The organism is Labrys okinawensis (genome assembly GCF_002982075.1).
Taxonomy (GTDB): Bacteria; Pseudomonadota; Alphaproteobacteria; order Rhizobiales; family Labraceae; genus Labrys; species Labrys okinawensis_A.
The window spans coordinates 612203-627650 of record NZ_PUEJ01000003.1; the positions used below are offsets into that span (position 1 = coordinate 612203).

The window sequence follows — 15448 nt, forward strand, 5'->3', positions numbered from 1 at the left end:
CTGTTCAGACGCCTTTTTCCAGCGCGGCCTCGATGGCTCGCCGGCGCCGCATTTCGCGTCCGGCAGCATAGAGGCCGCTGAGGATGATCAATATCATGCCGGCGCCCGCCCACACATCGGGTAAATCGCCGAAGACCGCAAGCCCGGCCAAGACCGAAAGCGCGATGGCCGAATAGCGGAACGGACTGACGACCGAGACATCGGTGCCGCGATAGGCGGCGATCACCAGGGCATGTCCGCCGACCAGGCTCAGGCCGCCCAGCATCAGGAGCGAGAGGTCGGCAAGGTGGAGAGGCTGCCATTCGGATACGGCCGAGCCGGCAAAGCCGGCCAGGGAGACGATGGTCGTGGTGCCGAGCGTCACCAGCAGGGTCGGCACGCTGGCGCCGATGCGGTGGGTGACGAGATCGCGCAGCGCCGCCAGCACGGCACAGGCCAGGGTGGCCAGGACATAGAGGTTGAGGCCTTCAGTGCTCGGGCGAGCCACCAGGATCACGCCGGCGAAACAGACGAACACGGCTAGCCATCGCCTGGCATCGACCTTCTCCTTGAGCAGCAGGGCGGAAAAGGCCAGCAGCAGGATCGGCGCGATCTGGCCGATGGCGGTGGCGATGCCGAGCGAAACATGGCTGAGGCCGAGGATGGAGGCGAAGGCGACCACGCTCTCCATGCCGCCGCGAGCCGCGACCCGCCACTGCCAGATCAGGCGGAAATGGCGTTGAAGGCCGCTGGCCAGGATGAGGGCGAGCACGAAGGCCGTCGCGAAGACACCGCGAATGGCGATGACCTCGCTGACGGGCATGCGGGCGGTGGCGAGCTTGGCGACGGAATCGTTCACCACGAAGCAGGCCATGGCAGCGATCATCAGCACGATGCCGCGCTGATTGGCCCGCTGGCGACCGAGATCGGCCTCGGTGAATGCAACCGTGGTCATCAGGCGATGGCTTCCTGCCTGCGCCTCGTTCTGACGAAGAGCAGGGCAAGCCCGCTTGCCACGATCATCACCATGCCGGTGATGGCGAGCCCGTTCGGCACCTCGCCCCAGACCAGGAAGCCGCCGATCACCGCCCAGACGGTGAAGCTGTAGTAATAGGGCGCCACGACCCCGGCCGGCGCCTTGCGGTAGCTCAGGAAGATCGCCATCTGGCCGAGCGTGACGATGAAGCCGGATGCCGCCATGGTCAGCCACTGGTCGAGTGAGGGCGGCATCCAGCGCTCATGGATCAGGGTGGCGCAGCCGGTGGCGAGCGTCAGCAGCACGGTGGTGGTGGTCAGGACGACGAAGGTGGGAATGGTGGCCGGCGTGCCCCGGGTAAGCAGGTCCCGCGTTGCCACCATCATGGCGGTCACAAAGGCGTAGAGCGCCGCAGGCGACAGGCCCGCACCGCCGGGCTGTGCCACCAGGAGGGCTCCGAGGAAGCCGGTGCAGACCAGAGCGAGGCGGACCGCTCCGATCCGTTCACGGAAGATCACGGCCATGGCGACGATGACCAGCAGAGGCGCGGTCTGGCCGATGGCGATCGCATCGGCGATCGGCATGGCGGACAGAGCGGCCATGTAGAAGAAAGTGGCTGCCGCCTCGAGCAGGGCGCGCAGGATGGCACGCCAATGCAGGGCGCCGCCGAGCTGGCGCATCTGCCCGGTCGCGACCAGCAGGAAGCTGCAGGACACCAGCCCGAAGAAGCCCCGCATGAACAGGACCTGGAAGGGCTGCAAACCTTGCGCCGTGAGCTTCATCAGGCTGTCGCTGACGACGAACAATCCTGTCGCGAGAACCATCGCGACGATTCCGGACCAAGGCGACTGTGCGGGCGGCATGGAGGCGCAATCAAAAGATCACCGCCGGCAGGCAGCGGCCAATCGGGAAGGTAAGAGAATAATACTTACCTATACTTTGCCCAATGATTTGGCAAAGACAAACCGAGAGGAACTCAAGAAAAACGCTTGAGGCCGAACATGCTGAGGTCGAAGCGGCTGCTGCCCATGGTGGCGAGTTCGGCCAAGGCCTCGCCGATGGCGCTGGCGAATTTGTAGCCGTGACCGGAGCAGGGCGAGGCGACGATGACCTGCTCGTGGCCGGGCAGGGTATCGATGATGAAATGCTCGTCGGGCGTCATCGTGTACATGCAGGCCTTGAGGCCGAGCAGGTCGCCATTGGCGCCAGGAATGTGCTTGGCGAGGCAGGCCCGCAATTGCTCGCGATGCCGGGGCGAGGGGACACGGCTGGGCGTGTCGGGATCATAGGGCTCGCCGCCATAATGCGGTGAGCCGAGCTTGAAGCCCGGATGCTGCCAGAGCGGAAAGCCGTAGAAATGGCCCTCGTCGGCTTCGAGCGTGAAAACCGGGAAATGGGATAGGTCGAAGAGGGAGGGCCGGGCGGGGGCGAACCAGCCGAGCGTCTGCAGCACCACCTCGGTCGACGGCTTGAGTGCGGGCACGAGGTCCCCGATCCAGGCGCCGGGCGACAAGACGAGCCTGCCGGCTTCGTAGCTGCCCTGGTCGGTCGTCACGCGCACCCCGCCGCCCGCTGTCGGCTCCCAGCCCAGCATGGCTTCGCAGCCGTGAATCTCGGCGCCGTGATGCAAAGCGAGCGCCGTATGGGCGAGGATGGCCCGCTCGGAAGCCACGAAGCCCGACTGGGGCTGGTAGAGGCCGATATGATTGCGGTCGAGCGTGAAGGGGTAGCGTGCCTCGATGGCATCGCGATCGAGCAGTTCGTGCTCCAGGCCATGGGCCTGGCTGGCCTCAAGTGCCTTCTCCACGATGCCGCTGCCCTCATGGGCGATGTCGAGGGCGCCGACCTCGAAGAACAAAGGCTCGCCGGTGAGCTTGCCGGTCTCGATCCACAGCTCCCGAGCTCGCTGTACCAGGGGCACATAGGCCTCGCCCTCGAAATAGGCCAGGCGCAGGATGCGCGTCAGCCCATGCGAGGAACCCATCGCATGGCCGATTTCGAATTTCTCCAGGCCGAGCACGCGCACGCCCCGCTTGGCGAGCTGATAGCAGGCGGCCGATCCCATGCCGCCGACACCGGCGACGATCACATCAAAGGTCTTGGACATTATGGGAGGCAAGTGGAAGGCAAACTGGCCGAGTCTTCAACCCCTGAGCAAAACGCGTTTAGACGAAACGCTCGTTCGCGGTCTTTCTTTGGTTCGGCCGTCATCGTGATTCCTGACGGTCTCGCCAAATTGCAAAACGCTCAGGAAGCGCTGTTCTCCTAGAGCAAAGCGCGTTCAAGCGTGAACGCTTATTTGCTCTAGCTCATTGTTCTGACGCGTCTTTGCGATTCTTGGTGACTCCGTCTAATCGCAAAACGCTATAGGACCGCCAGCATCCTGCCGGCTCTTCCTTCTCGCTGAGGTGACGTTTTCCAGGAGCCAGCAGGATGCTCGCGGTGCCAAGGCTCAGCCGCCGGTCACGCTCATATGCCGGCTGACCGCGGGTTGCTTGGTGCGCCGGTCGATGACGAAGTCATGTCCCTTGGGCTTGCGGGTGATGGCGCGATCGATGGCGGCATTGAGAAGGTCGTTCCCCTCGGAGGCACGCAGGGGCGCGCGCAGGTCGGCGGCGTCTTCCTGGCCGAGGCACATATAGAGCGTACCGGTGCAGGTGACCCGCACGCGGTTGCAGCTCTCGCAGAAATTATGGGTCATCGGCGTGATGAAGCCGAGGCGGCCGCCGGTCTCGCGGACGCGCACATACCGGGCCGGCCCACCGGTATTATAGGGAATGTCGTCCAGCGTGTAGGTGTCGAGAAGCTGGGCGCGCAGCACCGAGAGCGGCAGATATTGGTCGACCCGGTGCCCGGTCACGTCGCCCATCGGCATCACTTCGATGAAGGTGAGGTCCATGCCGCGGCCATGGGCCCATTCGATTAGCCCGACCGCTTCGTTTTCGGTCATGCCCTTGATCGCCACCGCATTGATCTTTACCGCTAGGCCCGCGGCCTGGGCCTTGTCGATGCCGTCCATGACCTTGGCGAAATCGCCCCAACGGGTGATCGCCTTGAAGGCCGCCGGATCCAGCGTGTCGAGCGAGACATTGATGCGCTTGACGCCGCAATCCCTGAGTTCGGCGGCGTAGCGGGCGAGCTGCGAGCCATTGGTGGTCACGGTGAGCTCATCGAGCCGCCCGCTGTCGAGATGGCGCGAGATCGAGCGGAACAGCGTCATGATATCGCGCCGGACCAACGGCTCGCCGCCGGTGAAGCGCAGCTTGCGGACACCCTTGGCGATGAAGGCGCTGCACAGCCTGTCGAGTTCCTCGAGGGTGAGCAGGTCCTTCTTGGGCAGGAAGGTCATGTCCTCGGACATGCAATAGACGCAGCGAAAGTCACAGCGATCCGTCACGGAAACGCGCAGATAATTGATAGCGCGCCCGAAAGGGTCGATCATCGGCGGCATGTCCGCCATTGCATGATCATCCAGCACGTCCACACTCCCGGGGGAAAGCGCTTTTGAGCAACTATCGCGCGGCCCCAACTCATTGTTTCGATGCATCCCTGCGAGGGCGGCGAACCGCCGGATCGAAAGGCGCCTTGGGACCACGTCCCCTTTGGTATTCTTCTAAGCCGACGACAGCCCAAACACCAATGATAGTCGAGGCAAACTGCCATTATGTCGCAGAGTCCGTGCCGAACGCTTCAACGACACCGATTGGCCTTTGCGGCTTGCGCTGCATCCGCCTTCTCCTTATGTGGCGATCAGAACAAAAAAGGGAAGATGCCGTGAGCGGAGACGTCGCGAAGGCCTGGCCGACCGAATTGCGCCTGTCCAAGGACAAGAAGACCCTGACCGTGAGTTTCGACGACGGCCAGTCCCATGCGTTCAGCGCCGAGATGTTGCGCGTGATGTCGCCGAGCGCCGAGGTGCAGGGCCATAGTGCCGCCGAGCGCAAGACGGTGGGCGGCAAGATCAATGTGGCTATTCTGAGCCTTGATCCGGTCGGCAATTATGCCGTGCGCATTTCCTTCGACGACATGCACAATACCGGGCTCTATACCTGGACCTATCTGGCGGAACTCGGCCGGGAGAAGGAGAGCCGCTGGGCCTCCTATCTTTCCGACCTCAAGGAGAAGGGCCTGTCGCGCGAAAGGCCGGGGCAACGCTGAGAGGAAGCTGAGTGTTTCCCGACTCGGGCGAGGGCTGGACGGCTCAGCAGTTCGGATCCGAGACCGCTCTGCTCGGAACGCGGTCTCCGGACCCGACCGTGGTCTGGTCCGATCGCGACGCGGCATTCCATGCCGCATCGCGCAGGAGAAGACGCGCAACTCAACCCCGGATGATCACCACCCTGGTGCCGACCTTCACCCGCTCATAGAGATCGGTGACGTCGTCATTGGTCATGCGGATGCAGCCCGACGATACGGCCTGCCCGATGGTCTGCGGCTCGTTCGAGCCATGGATGCGGTAGAGCGAGGATCCCAGATACATCGCCCGGGCACCCAGCGGGTTCTGGATGCCGCCGGCCATGTAGGCGGGCAGGTCCGGCCGGCGCTTGCGCATCTGCGGCGGCGGGGTCCAGCCCGGCCATTCGGCCTTGCGGGAGATACGGTGCACGCCGCCCCATTCGAAGCCCTTGCGGCCGACGCCAACGCCATAGCGCAGGGCCGTGCCGTCATCGAGTACGAGATAGAGCCGCCGTTCGGGCGAATTGACCACGATGGTGCCGGGCTTCTCACGGCCGCTATAGCTCACCACCTCGCGCGGGATCGGTGAGACGGCGGCGACAGCGCCGGCATTGGCGGGCTGGCGCGGGCCGCCGAACAATTTCTCGAAGATGCTGGCTGCGTTGGCCGAGCTTGAGGCGATGCCCAAGCTCGATGCCAAGACCAGGCCTGTCAAAAGACGACGCATGATGAAGCCCCGAATGGTTTGATCGAAATTCTTCGATCCCACTTGAATGAACAGAGCCCCGATCTTCAGATTCTTCAACTGGTGAAAGACCGTCAGCAGGCAGTCTTTACGTGAAAATCAAGGCCTGTGTTCTCTCAACAACACTTGGCCGCGACATGCAGTGCGTATTGGCACAAGATCTCTCAAGCATTGGTACCGCCATCGATGGTATAGGCGCCTCCCGTTGCATATTGCGCCTCCGGGCTTGCCAGCCAGGCGACCAGGCCTGCGATCTGGCTGGGCTCGCCATATCTGGGGATCGCCATCGCCGCCCGAGCCTGATCGGCGCGTTCGGTGGTGGCGGGGTTCATGTCGGTATCGGTCGGGCCGGGATGGACGATGTTGACCGTGATGCCGCGTGGACCGAGATCCCGGGCCATGGACTGGCTGAGGCCGGCCAGGGCTGACTTGCTCATGACATAGAGACCGATGCCGGCGCGCCCGACCCGGCCGACCAGATTGGAGCCGATGGAGATGATGCGCCCGCCTTCTCCCATATGGGCCGCGGCGGCCTGGGAGGCGACGAAGGCACCGCGCAGATTGGCGGCTATGATGTGGTCGAAATCTGCGAGGGAGACCTGTTCAATGGTGCCGCCGGTGAAGATGCCGGCATTGTTGACGAGGATGTCGAGGCGGCCGAACGTCGCGGCCGCCCGGTCGACGGCGCCGCGGACGGCATCGGCATCGGCGCTGTCGGCCTTGATCGCCAGGGCACGCTGGCCCGTGCCCCGGATCTGCTCGGCAACAGCTTCGGCGCTGTCACCGCGGCTCGCATAGGTGATCGCAACGTCGGCGCCCGATTCCGCCAGCCGCAGGGCGATGGCTGCGCCGATCCCGCGGCTTCCTCCGGTCACGATGGCTGCCTTGCCCGCCAGGGTCTTGATCATGAGGATCTCCTTGGTAAGGTATTCGCCTTACCTAGCAGCTTATCTAGGTATGATTCAAGGCTTACCTTGGGGGGTTTTCATGGCCGATCGCGAGGGCCATCCGGAGCCGGAAGAAATGCAACTCGGCAAGCTGCTTGCGGCGCTTGCCGATCCGCTGCGCAGGCGCGTGATTGCCGAACTGGCCCAGGCGCCGGACGGCACGGCGCGACATTGCGCCTCCTTCGGCTTCGAGGTCAGCAAGGCGACGCTGACCCATCATTTCCGGGTGCTGCGCGAGGCGGGCCTGATCTGGCATTTTGATCGCGGCAACAGCCGGGCCGCCAGCCTGCGCCGGCAGGACGTCGAGGCACGCTTTCCCGGTCTGTTGGGATTGATTGCTGCGGATATCGAGGACGTGCCACGTCGTGCATGAGATCAATTCTGGCCAGATCTTGACGCTGTCTGGCAATCGCGCCAGCGGCCCGGATGAGGCGCATGGGCTATGAGGATGGCATCGACACCACAGGAGACGATCATGAGCCTCGTCAGCGCCATCCCCGCAGCACCGCCCCATCATGCCATTGCCCATTTCGAGCGCCGCCTCTCGGTCGAAACCGATTGTTCGGACGTCGCTCAGGCGCTTGCCTCCGGCGAACGGGATTTCGTTCTCCTGCATGTCGTCGGTTCGCCGGAGACCTTCCGCCGCCGCCACATTCCCGGCGCGCTTCATCTGCCGCACCGCGAGATCGATGCGGCGCGCATGGCGCAATGGCCCGATGACACCTTGTTCGTGGCCTATTGCGCCGGCCCCCATTGCAATGGCGCCGACCAGGCAGCCCTCAAGCTCGCCCGGCTCGGCCGGCCGGTGAAGATCATGATCGGCGGCCTCACCGGCTGGGCCGACGAAGGCTTGGCTTTCGCGGAAAGGGAGGGGTGAGGCCATTCCTGGGACCGCCAGCATCTTCTGGCTTCTTGTTTTAACAAGCGCCGCGTTTCCAAGGGCCAGCAAGATGCTGGCGGTCCCGCGAGAAGCGATCAAATAGCCCGCTTTACGGTCCCGCCTTGAACAGGGCGAATTCCTCGGCCGTCACGCGATCGAGATGCTCGCGATAGGCATCATGGTGGCGGTGCGACGGGCCAATCCGGCCGAAGGACAGCTGGGCCTCGCCGTCGGGGCGGATAGGCACCAGGGCGATGGCTGCCGAGACCGGCGTGAGCTGCGTACCGCGGCCGGCGCGCAGCGAGGTCAGGATACCGTACATCGCGCCCGTATGCGTCGGACGGCCGACCACCGCCACCCGGTACTGGCCGCTGATGGAGGTCACCAGATAGACATGGCCTGACTGGTTCGGCACCGAGACCTCGCCCTGCTGGTTGAAGCCGGTGTCGAGGCGCTCGGCCTCACGGAAGATCAGGCGGGAGGCGCTGTCGCTCCAGGATATTTCGGTGCGATAGGCAAACACCGCGCCGGCCTCGCCGAAGGAGGGGCGCAAAGTAAGGTAATTGCCGGTGAGCCAGGACACTGCCGCCTTGGTGTAGGAGCCCAGATGGTCCGGCGCCGTGCCGCCCCCCGGAGCAGCTATCGGGGCGGAGGCATGGTCTGCATGGCGCAAGTCGGTGCCGAGGGCTTCCTCCAGGCGGATGACGGTGGCGAGGGTGAAGGGGCGACGGCCGGACAGGGCCTTTTCCAGGGTCGATAGGCTGATCTTGGCCTTTTCGGCGAGGGTCTGGCGCGAGATGCGCCGGCGTGCCAGAGCCTCGCGCACCGCGAGCGTAATCTGGTGGGCTTGTTCGCTGGAAAACTCGCTGTCGGATGACACGGGGCTGGTCCTGCTGAAGCGATCACGCTGACCAGGCCTGATGACCGGCCGTCGCGCACAATCACGTACAAAACCGGACATTGCCGCAGGAGGCCACCGCCGGCAAGGCGCTTTGTGACGGAATATGCCTAACAAACGCGGTTAATGAAGCTCGTACGCACAGTCCTCGCGAGAGCAGAACGGGACCAGGCCGACTGAGGCCAGACAGCGTTCAATCGAGGACGACATGCACATGAACCAAGCGGTTGCCGGCCGCCAAACCGGCAGACGACGGCACCCTCATTCCGGTATCGGCCGCCGCGCTATGGGGGCGCTGGCCGAGCGTTTTCTCATGGTGGTGCTGATCCTTGCGACCTTCCTGCTCTTCGTTGTCGGCGCCTATGCCTCGCCCCGCGTCACCGTCGACGACGTCAAGGCGGGTTCCTTGCTGCTGCGCACCGAGGATCCAGGTAGTTATGTCGAGGCCGTCCGGACGGCCACCGACGTCCAACTCGGCGTGAGCGGTCCGACCATTCGCGCCACCGTGACGCAGATGTTCCACAATCCGGGCAAAAGCTGGGTTGAGGGCATCTATGTCTTCCCGCTGCCCGACGGTGCCGCCGTCGACACCATGAAGATGGTGGTCGGCCAGCGCGTGGTCGTCGCCGACATCAAGGAAAAGCAGCAGGCCAAGCTGGTCTATGAGCGTGCCAAGGCCGAGGGCAAGAAGGCCGCGCTGGTCGAACAGCAGCGGCCGAACATGTTCATGAATTCGATCGCCAATATCGGCCCCGGCGACACGGTGGTGATCCAGATCGAATATCAGGAGCCCGTGCGCCAGGCCGACAACACTTTCTCCCTCCGCGTACCGCTGGTGGTGGCGCCGCGCTTCTCGCCGAGCACGGTCGGCGCCGGCTCGGCCGAGACCGTGACCTTCCAGGACAAGTCGGGCTGGGGCGCTGTCACGCCGGCTCCGGCATCGGGTCAGGTGCCGCAGGCGCCGGTGCTCGATCCGCGCGAGAATGCGCCGGTCAATCCCGTGCAGATCCGCATCGATCTCGATGCCGGCTTTGCGCTGGGCGAGGTGAAGAGCACCTTTCATCCCATCAAGATCACCGAGAAGGGGCCCCGGGCCCGTCATATCGAACTGGCTTCGGGGCCGGTGCCTTCGGATCGCGATTTCGAATTGACCTGGCAGGCCCAGCCCAGCCAGACGCCCTCCGTCGGCCTGTTTCGCGAGAAGGTCGGCAGTGACGACTATCTGATCGCCTATGTCACGCCGCCCACCGCCAGATCCGCCCAAGCCGACCAGCGCCCGCGCGACGTCACCTTCGTGATCGACAATTCCGGCTCGATGGGAGGCACCTCGATCGAGCAGGCCCGGGCGAGCCTCGCCTATGCGTTGGGGCGGCTGACGCCATCGGACCGCTTCAATGTCATCCGCTTCGACGATACCTTCACCAACCTGTTCGGCGGCACGCTGCCGGCCACGCCCGAGAACGTTGCGCGGGCCCAGGACTATGTCTCGCGCCTCCAGGCCGATGGCGGCACCATGATGGTGGCCCCCATGCTGGAGGCCCTCAAGGATAGCCACGAGGGCGAAAAAGGTTTCCTGCGGCAGGTGGTGTTCATCACGGACGGCGGCATCGACAATGAGCAGGACCTGTTCGACACCATAGCCTCGCACCGCGGCCGTTCGCGCGTCTTCATGGTCGGCATCGGCTCGGCACCGAACTCATATCTGATGACCCGCGCGGCCGAACTCGGCGGCGGTGCCTTCATGCAGATCGGCTCGGTCGATCAGGTGCAGGAACGTATGAAGCAACTGGTCGACAAGCTGGAAAGCCCGGCGATGACCAATATCGACATCGCTTTTTCCGGAGGCGCGGCCGATGTGACGCCGCGCATCCTGCCCGATCTCTACCATGGCGAGACCCTGGTGCTGGCGGCCAAGGTCAAGCACCTCACGGGCAGCGTCGAGGTGCGCGGCCTCATCGACAGCAAGGGCTGGTCCATCGCGCTGCCGGTTGCTGGCGCCGCGGAAGGAGCCGGCATTTCCAAGCTGTGGGCGCGCCGCAAGATCGATGATGCCGAGGTGGCGCAGACACTGCGGCAGATCGGCCGGGAGGAGGCCGACAAGCGCATCCTGGCGCTTGCCCTCGATCACCATCTCGTCACCCGGCTTACCAGCCTGGTGGCCGTGGACAAGACCCCGATCCGCCCACGCGGCGTGCACCTGTCCCGTTCCGACGTGCCGCTGAACCTGCCGGCCGGCTGGGATTTCGACAAGGTCTTCGGCATCAAGGGGGAGGCTGCCGCCGACCGCGAGCAGCGCCAGGCCCTGCTGGATCTCGATGGCAGGAAGGTGCAGACGATCGACGCCTCGCGCGCCATCAGCCTGCCGCAGACTGCGACGGATGCCGAGCTGCGCCTGATCATCGGCGGCCTGCTGCTTGCCGGTGGCCTCGCCTTCGGCTTCCTCACCCGTCGGCGCAGGGCACTCGCATGATCGTGCTCCCATTCCCAAGGCTCCCGCCCGCAGCGGCGGGAGCTTCCTGGTTTGCCAGGATCCGGTTGCTGGTCATGGGTGGACTGCTCTGCGCCGGCCTGGTCCTGGGCGGGCAGGGAGTTTGGATCCACGCCAAGGCCTTCCTCGCGCAGATCCTGCTCAATCGGGCCTTCGATCAGTCGGTCGCCAGCGGCGCCATCGTCAAGCCCTGGTCCTGGCTGGATACCTATCCGGCCGCCCGTATCGAGGTCCCGCGTCTCGGCAAGAGCGCCGTGGCGCTGGAAGGAGCGAGCGGACAGGCGCTGGCATTCGGGCCGGCGCACGTCGCCGGCACGCCTGCGGCCGGAGAGGAGGGCACGGCCGTCTATGCCGCCCATCGCGACACGCATTTCGCCTTCCTCGGCGAGGTAAGGGTCGGGGACGAGATCAAGGTCATCCGCCGCGACGGCGTCGCCATGCGCTATCGCGTCACCGGGCAGGATATACGTCCCTGGGACAGCTCCGGCATCGACCCCGCCGCGCCTGGCCGCCATCTCGTGCTGGCCACCTGCTGGCCGTTCGACGCCGTTACCAGGGGGCCGCTGCGCTATCTCGTCCACGCCGAACTGGCGCCATGAGGAATGAGCAAGGTCGATTGAAGTGGCGCCAACCATGATCTAGTTTGCTCAGAAAATATCCGACGGGAGCGAACTGTGAGCGAACTGAACCGCCAGAACCGGATCATCGAGATCCTGGGCAAGCGTCCCTTCCTCACGGTGCGGGACCTGCAAGGGCAATTGGGAGTCTCCGCCGCCACCATCCGGCGGGATATCGACAAACTCGACCAGACCGGCAAGGCGCAGAAGGTCTATGGCGGCATCGCGGTGCTCGATGGCTCGGCGTCGCCCGGCCGCCACGCGGCCCGGCCCTATGACGAAAACCGCGATCTGGCGGTGGAAGCCAAGCAGGCGATCGCGGAAGATGCGGCAACGCTGGTGCGCGACGGTGATTCCATCATCATCCATGGTGGTTCGACCTGCTTCTATCTCGGCACCAGGCTCGCCCATCGCAATGTCCGCCTCTATACCAACTCCATGCCCTTGGTGGCCTTTCTCAGCGACCGGGGCAGTTGCAGCCTGACGGTTGCGGGAGGCGAATTGCATCGTGAGCCGGGCATTATCCACCCGACCGCGCCCGCGCCTCCCTTCTACGCCTCCAAATTCTTCCTGGGGGCGCAGGGCATCAGCCGCGACGGATTGCTGGAGTCCCATCCGCTGCTGGTGCGCACCATCATCGATCTGAGCGCCAATGCCGATCAGGTCGTCGTGCTCGCGGACAGCCGGAAATTCGCTATCCGTGCGCGCAGTGTCGCCCTGCCACTGTCCAGGGTGGGCGTCCTCATCACGGATGACGGCTTGTCGGATCGGGACGCCAAGATGCTTGAGAATGCCGGCATCAGCATCCGGGTCGTCTCCCTCGCGCCCGATACGGTTTGATTGTGTTGCCGTCGCCTGTCATGAGCGAGTTCAATCGGTATGGCGCTCAGTCTATTGCATGCGCCGACGTCGCTATGCCTCCCAGCTGGCGTACCACTCTTTTTTTCGGGTTGAAAAATATAACAAAAATGCAAATTTCGCGGTAAGTGGAGTTCTCGTGGCAATGATTATTTTAGATCATAGGTGAGCTAATTATCTCACCGTGTGCTTTATCACGCTTGCTGAAAGACGATTTTTGATCTAGTTGGGCAATATGTCTTACAAAAAAGCGTGAGGAGAAGCGCGGACATGGGGGAGACGCGGGTCGGCCGGATGGCGTTCGCCACCGGGCAAGCCTTTCGGTCAGGCCTGGATCGTTCCATGGCGGCCGTCGCTCGGAGGACGTCATGACGGCCGTCGTCAGCCTCCACGACATCTCCAAATCCTTTTCCGGCGTGAAGGTGCTGCGCGACGTCAATTTCGACGTGCGCCCCGGTGAGGTCCATGCGCTGCTCGGTGAGAACGGTGCCGGCAAGTCGACCCTGATCAAGGTGATCGCCGGCGTGCATCAGCCCGATACGGGTACGCTGACGGTCGGCGGCGAGAGCGTCCGCTTCACCTCGCCACGGCACGCGCGCCGGCACGGCATCGCCACCGTCTATCAGGAACTCCTGCTGTTTCCCGAACTGACCGTGGCGGAAAACATCTTCCTGGGCAATGCACCCCGCCAAAAGTGGGGCGGGCTCGATTGGAGCGCCATGCGCCTCAAGGCACGCCAGCTCCTGGATTCCCTGGACAGCCACGATCTCGACGTGGACGCCAAGGTCGGCACGCTCTCCGTCGCCAATCGCCAGCGGGTCGAGATCGCCAAGGCACTGTCGCAGGATGCACGCCTGCTGATCATGGACGAGCCGACAGCCGCGCTGGTGGAGGCCGATGTGCGCCGGCTGATGAGCGTGGTCAAGAAACTGCGCGAACGCGGCGTCGCCATCATCTATGTCTCCCACCGCATGCCTGAGATTTTCGAACTGGCGGATCGGGTCACGGTGCTGCGCGACGGCATCTATATCGGCACGCGCGACATTTCGGAGGTGACCGAGGCCTCGCTCGTCTCGATGATGGTCGGCCGTTCGATCGAGCAGCTCTTTCCCAAGGTGGAAGCGCCGCTCGGCGAAGTCGCGCTCGAACTGCGCGATGTCAGCTTCGGGCGCAAGGTGCAGAACATTTCGCTGAGCCTGAGGGCGGGCGAGATCCTCGGCCTTGCCGGCCTGATCGGTTCGGGGCGTACGGAGCTCGCGCTGACCGTCTTCGGCATCACGCCGGCCAGCACGGGCGAGATCCTGGTCAACGGCCGCAGGGTGACCATCGACGGCCCGCGCGCGGCGCGCGACCTCGGCATCGCCTATGTGCCGGAGGATCGTGGCTCCCAGGGGCTCGTGCGGCCGATGACCATCCGCGAAAACGTCTCGATGGCGGTGCTCGACAAGATGTCGAACGGCTTCGCCATCCGCTTCGGCGATGAGATCCGCCGTTCGGTCGAGGCGATCAAGCGGCTGGGCATCCGGACCCGCGGCCCGGAGCAGGTCGTCGGCGAACTCTCCGGCGGCAACCAGCAGAAGGTCGTGCTGGCCAAGTGGCTGGAGGCCAATCCGCGCATCCTGATCATGGATGAGCCGACGCGTGGCATCGATGTCGGTGCCAAGGCCGAGATCTACGCGCTGATGGGGCGGCTGGTGCAGCAGGGCGTCGCCATCCTGATGATATCGAGCGAACTGCCGGAGGTGCTCGGCATGAGCGATCGCGTCCTCGTCATCAATGGCGGGCGCCTCGTCGCCGAATTCGACCGCGCCCAGGCGACGCCGGATGCCGTCGGCGCCGCCATGACCAACGCCCAACCCCTGCAGGGAGCGGCCTGATGGGCGAGACTGCATCCTCTTCCGTCCTCGTGCCCTCGCGCGGTCCCTTGGCGCGCCTGTTCGGCGGGCTCGGCCAGGAAATGGTGGTGCTCGGGGCGCTCGTCGTGCTGATTGCCGCCATCGGCCTCTACAATCCGCGCTTTCTCGGCTCCAGCAACCTGAACGCCATCTTCGCGGGCAATGCCTATATCGCAGTGGCCGCCATGGGCATGGCCATGGTGATCATCTCCGGCCATATCGACGTCTCGGTGGGATCGCTGATCGGCGTTCTCGCCACCATTGCCGGCACGCTGGCGACCAAGGGCTATCCGGTCTGGATCGCCTGGCTCGTGCCGGTGCTGGTGGGCATCGCCATCAACGCCTTCGTCGGCGTGCTGGTCGCCTATGCCAGCATCCCCTCCATCGTGGTCACGCTCGGCATGCTCTCGATCCTCAAGGGCGGGCTGATCCTGGCGACCAGCGGCAACTGGATCAACAATCTGCCGCCTGACTTCCTGATCGCGCAGATGAGCTGGTTCGGCGTGCGCTCGCCCATCGTCATCATGGTGGTGCTGACGGCCGCCGTCGCCTTCTGGATGCGGTATTCGGCCTTCGGGCGTTCGATCTACGCCGTCGGCGGCAATCCCGAGGCCGCCCGTGCGGCTGGCATTCCGGCCAAGCCCGTGACCGTTGCCGTCTTCGCCATTCACGGCTTCTTCGCAGGTCTGGCGGCGCTGCTCTTTGCCACGCAGCTGCAGGTGATCCAGTCGACCGTGCCTCCTGGCCTCGAGCTCACCGTCATTACCGCTGCCGTGATCGGCGGTGTCTCCATCCTCGGCGGTACCGGCACGGTGATCGGCTCCACCCTGGCGGCCATGCTGTTCGCCACCATCACCTCGGCCCTGACCTTCATGCCCTATTCCAATGTGCTGGTGTTCTGGAAACAGGCGATCGTCGGTGTGCTCATTCTCATCACCGTGCTGGCGGACATGGTCCGCCGCCATCGCATGATTTGAGGGGAGGGCACG

The 15448-nt window shown here is 64.6% G+C and carries 15 protein-coding genes; 8 read left to right on the forward strand and 7 right to left on the reverse strand.

What is annotated here, in order from left to right; translation table 11 throughout:
• Positions 1 to 4: 4 nt before the first annotated feature.
• From C5L14_RS09855 to moaA, 4 genes are all read right to left on the reverse strand, one after another.
• Positions 5 to 934, reverse strand: coding sequence for a DMT family transporter (locus tag C5L14_RS09855; RefSeq protein WP_105861840.1), 930 nt, complete (start codon positions 932 to 934; stop codon positions 5 to 7).
• Positions 934 to 1818: a DMT family transporter gene (locus tag C5L14_RS09860; RefSeq protein WP_105861841.1), complete on the reverse strand. Its 885-nt coding sequence runs from the start codon at positions 1816 to 1818 to the stop codon at positions 934 to 936. The genes C5L14_RS09855 and C5L14_RS09860 overlap by 1 nt, the downstream gene beginning before the upstream one ends.
• Before the next feature lie 113 nt (positions 1819 to 1931).
• Positions 1932 to 3062, reverse strand: a complete 1131-nt coding sequence (gene solA, locus C5L14_RS09865; protein ID WP_105861842.1) for an N-methyl-L-tryptophan oxidase — start codon at positions 3060 to 3062, stop codon at positions 1932 to 1934.
• A 345-nt stretch (positions 3063 to 3407) separates the two neighbouring features.
• The gene (gene moaA / locus C5L14_RS09870) at positions 3408 to 4415 is read right to left on the reverse strand and encodes a GTP 3',8-cyclase MoaA (protein WP_105861843.1); all 1008 of its coding nucleotides are present in this window, start codon (positions 4413 to 4415) and stop codon (positions 3408 to 3410) included.
• Positions 4416 to 4729: 314 nt separating this feature from the next.
• Here moaA and C5L14_RS09875 point away from each other — a divergent pair, with 314 nt between their 5' ends.
• Positions 4730 to 5113: a gamma-butyrobetaine hydroxylase-like domain-containing protein gene (locus tag C5L14_RS09875; RefSeq protein ID WP_245443326.1), complete on the forward strand. Its 384-nt coding sequence runs from the start codon at positions 4730 to 4732 to the stop codon at positions 5111 to 5113.
• Positions 5114 to 5273: 160 nt separating this feature from the next.
• Here C5L14_RS09875 and C5L14_RS09880 read toward each other — a convergent pair whose 3' ends face one another.
• Both C5L14_RS09880 and C5L14_RS09885 read right to left on the reverse strand, forming a co-directional pair.
• A complete protein-coding gene (locus tag C5L14_RS09880; protein WP_105861989.1) occupies positions 5274 to 5858 on the reverse strand; it encodes a L,D-transpeptidase in 585 nt (194 codons plus the stop codon).
• Between the two features lie 182 nt (positions 5859 to 6040).
• Positions 6041 to 6784 carry a 3-oxoacyl-ACP reductase family protein gene (locus tag C5L14_RS09885; protein ID WP_105861845.1) on the reverse strand — a complete coding sequence of 248 codons (744 nt, stop codon included), beginning with the start codon at positions 6782 to 6784 and terminating at the stop codon, positions 6041 to 6043.
• Positions 6785 to 6863: 79 nt separating this feature from the next.
• On the opposite strand from C5L14_RS09885, the gene C5L14_RS09890 reads away from it, so the two are divergent.
• Both C5L14_RS09890 and C5L14_RS09895 read left to right on the forward strand, forming a co-directional pair.
• The gene (locus C5L14_RS09890; RefSeq protein ID WP_105861846.1) at positions 6864 to 7196 is read left to right on the forward strand and encodes an ArsR/SmtB family transcription factor; all 333 of its coding nucleotides are present in this window, start codon (positions 6864 to 6866) and stop codon (positions 7194 to 7196) included.
• A gap of 102 nt (positions 7197 to 7298) precedes the next feature.
• Positions 7299 to 7700 (forward strand): rhodanese-like domain-containing protein, encoded by a 402-nt coding sequence (locus C5L14_RS09895; protein ID WP_105861847.1) that lies wholly within the window; start codon positions 7299 to 7301, stop codon positions 7698 to 7700.
• Between the two features lie 112 nt (positions 7701 to 7812).
• Here C5L14_RS09895 and C5L14_RS09900 read toward each other — a convergent pair whose 3' ends face one another.
• A complete protein-coding gene (locus tag C5L14_RS09900) occupies positions 7813 to 8583 on the reverse strand; it encodes a helix-turn-helix domain-containing protein (RefSeq protein WP_245443327.1) in 771 nt (256 codons plus the stop codon).
• Between the two features lie 232 nt (positions 8584 to 8815).
• Between C5L14_RS09900 and C5L14_RS09905 the strand changes: the two genes are divergently transcribed.
• The 5 genes from C5L14_RS09905 to C5L14_RS09925 all read left to right on the forward strand — a co-directional run bounded on the left by C5L14_RS09905 (position 8816) and on the right by C5L14_RS09925 (position 15436).
• Positions 8816 to 11071, forward strand: coding sequence for a marine proteobacterial sortase target protein (locus C5L14_RS09905; RefSeq protein WP_105861990.1), 2256 nt, complete (start codon positions 8816 to 8818; stop codon positions 11069 to 11071).
• A gap of 74 nt (positions 11072 to 11145) precedes the next feature.
• A complete protein-coding gene (locus C5L14_RS09910) occupies positions 11146 to 11688 on the forward strand; it encodes a class GN sortase (protein WP_105861849.1) in 543 nt (180 codons plus the stop codon).
• 75 nt (positions 11689 to 11763) lie between these two features.
• On the forward strand, positions 11764 to 12546 hold the full coding sequence (locus tag C5L14_RS09915; RefSeq protein WP_105861850.1) for a DeoR/GlpR family DNA-binding transcription regulator: 783 nt from the start codon (positions 11764 to 11766) through the stop codon (positions 12544 to 12546).
• A gap of 386 nt (positions 12547 to 12932) precedes the next feature.
• Positions 12933 to 14441 (forward strand): sugar ABC transporter ATP-binding protein, encoded by a 1509-nt coding sequence (locus C5L14_RS09920; protein ID WP_105861851.1) that lies wholly within the window; start codon positions 12933 to 12935, stop codon positions 14439 to 14441.
• Entirely contained in the window at positions 14441 to 15436 is a 996-nt protein-coding gene (locus C5L14_RS09925) for an ABC transporter permease (RefSeq protein WP_105861852.1), read from the forward strand. The genes C5L14_RS09920 and C5L14_RS09925 overlap by 1 nt, the downstream gene beginning before the upstream one ends.
• Positions 15437 to 15448: the final 12 nt, after the last annotated feature.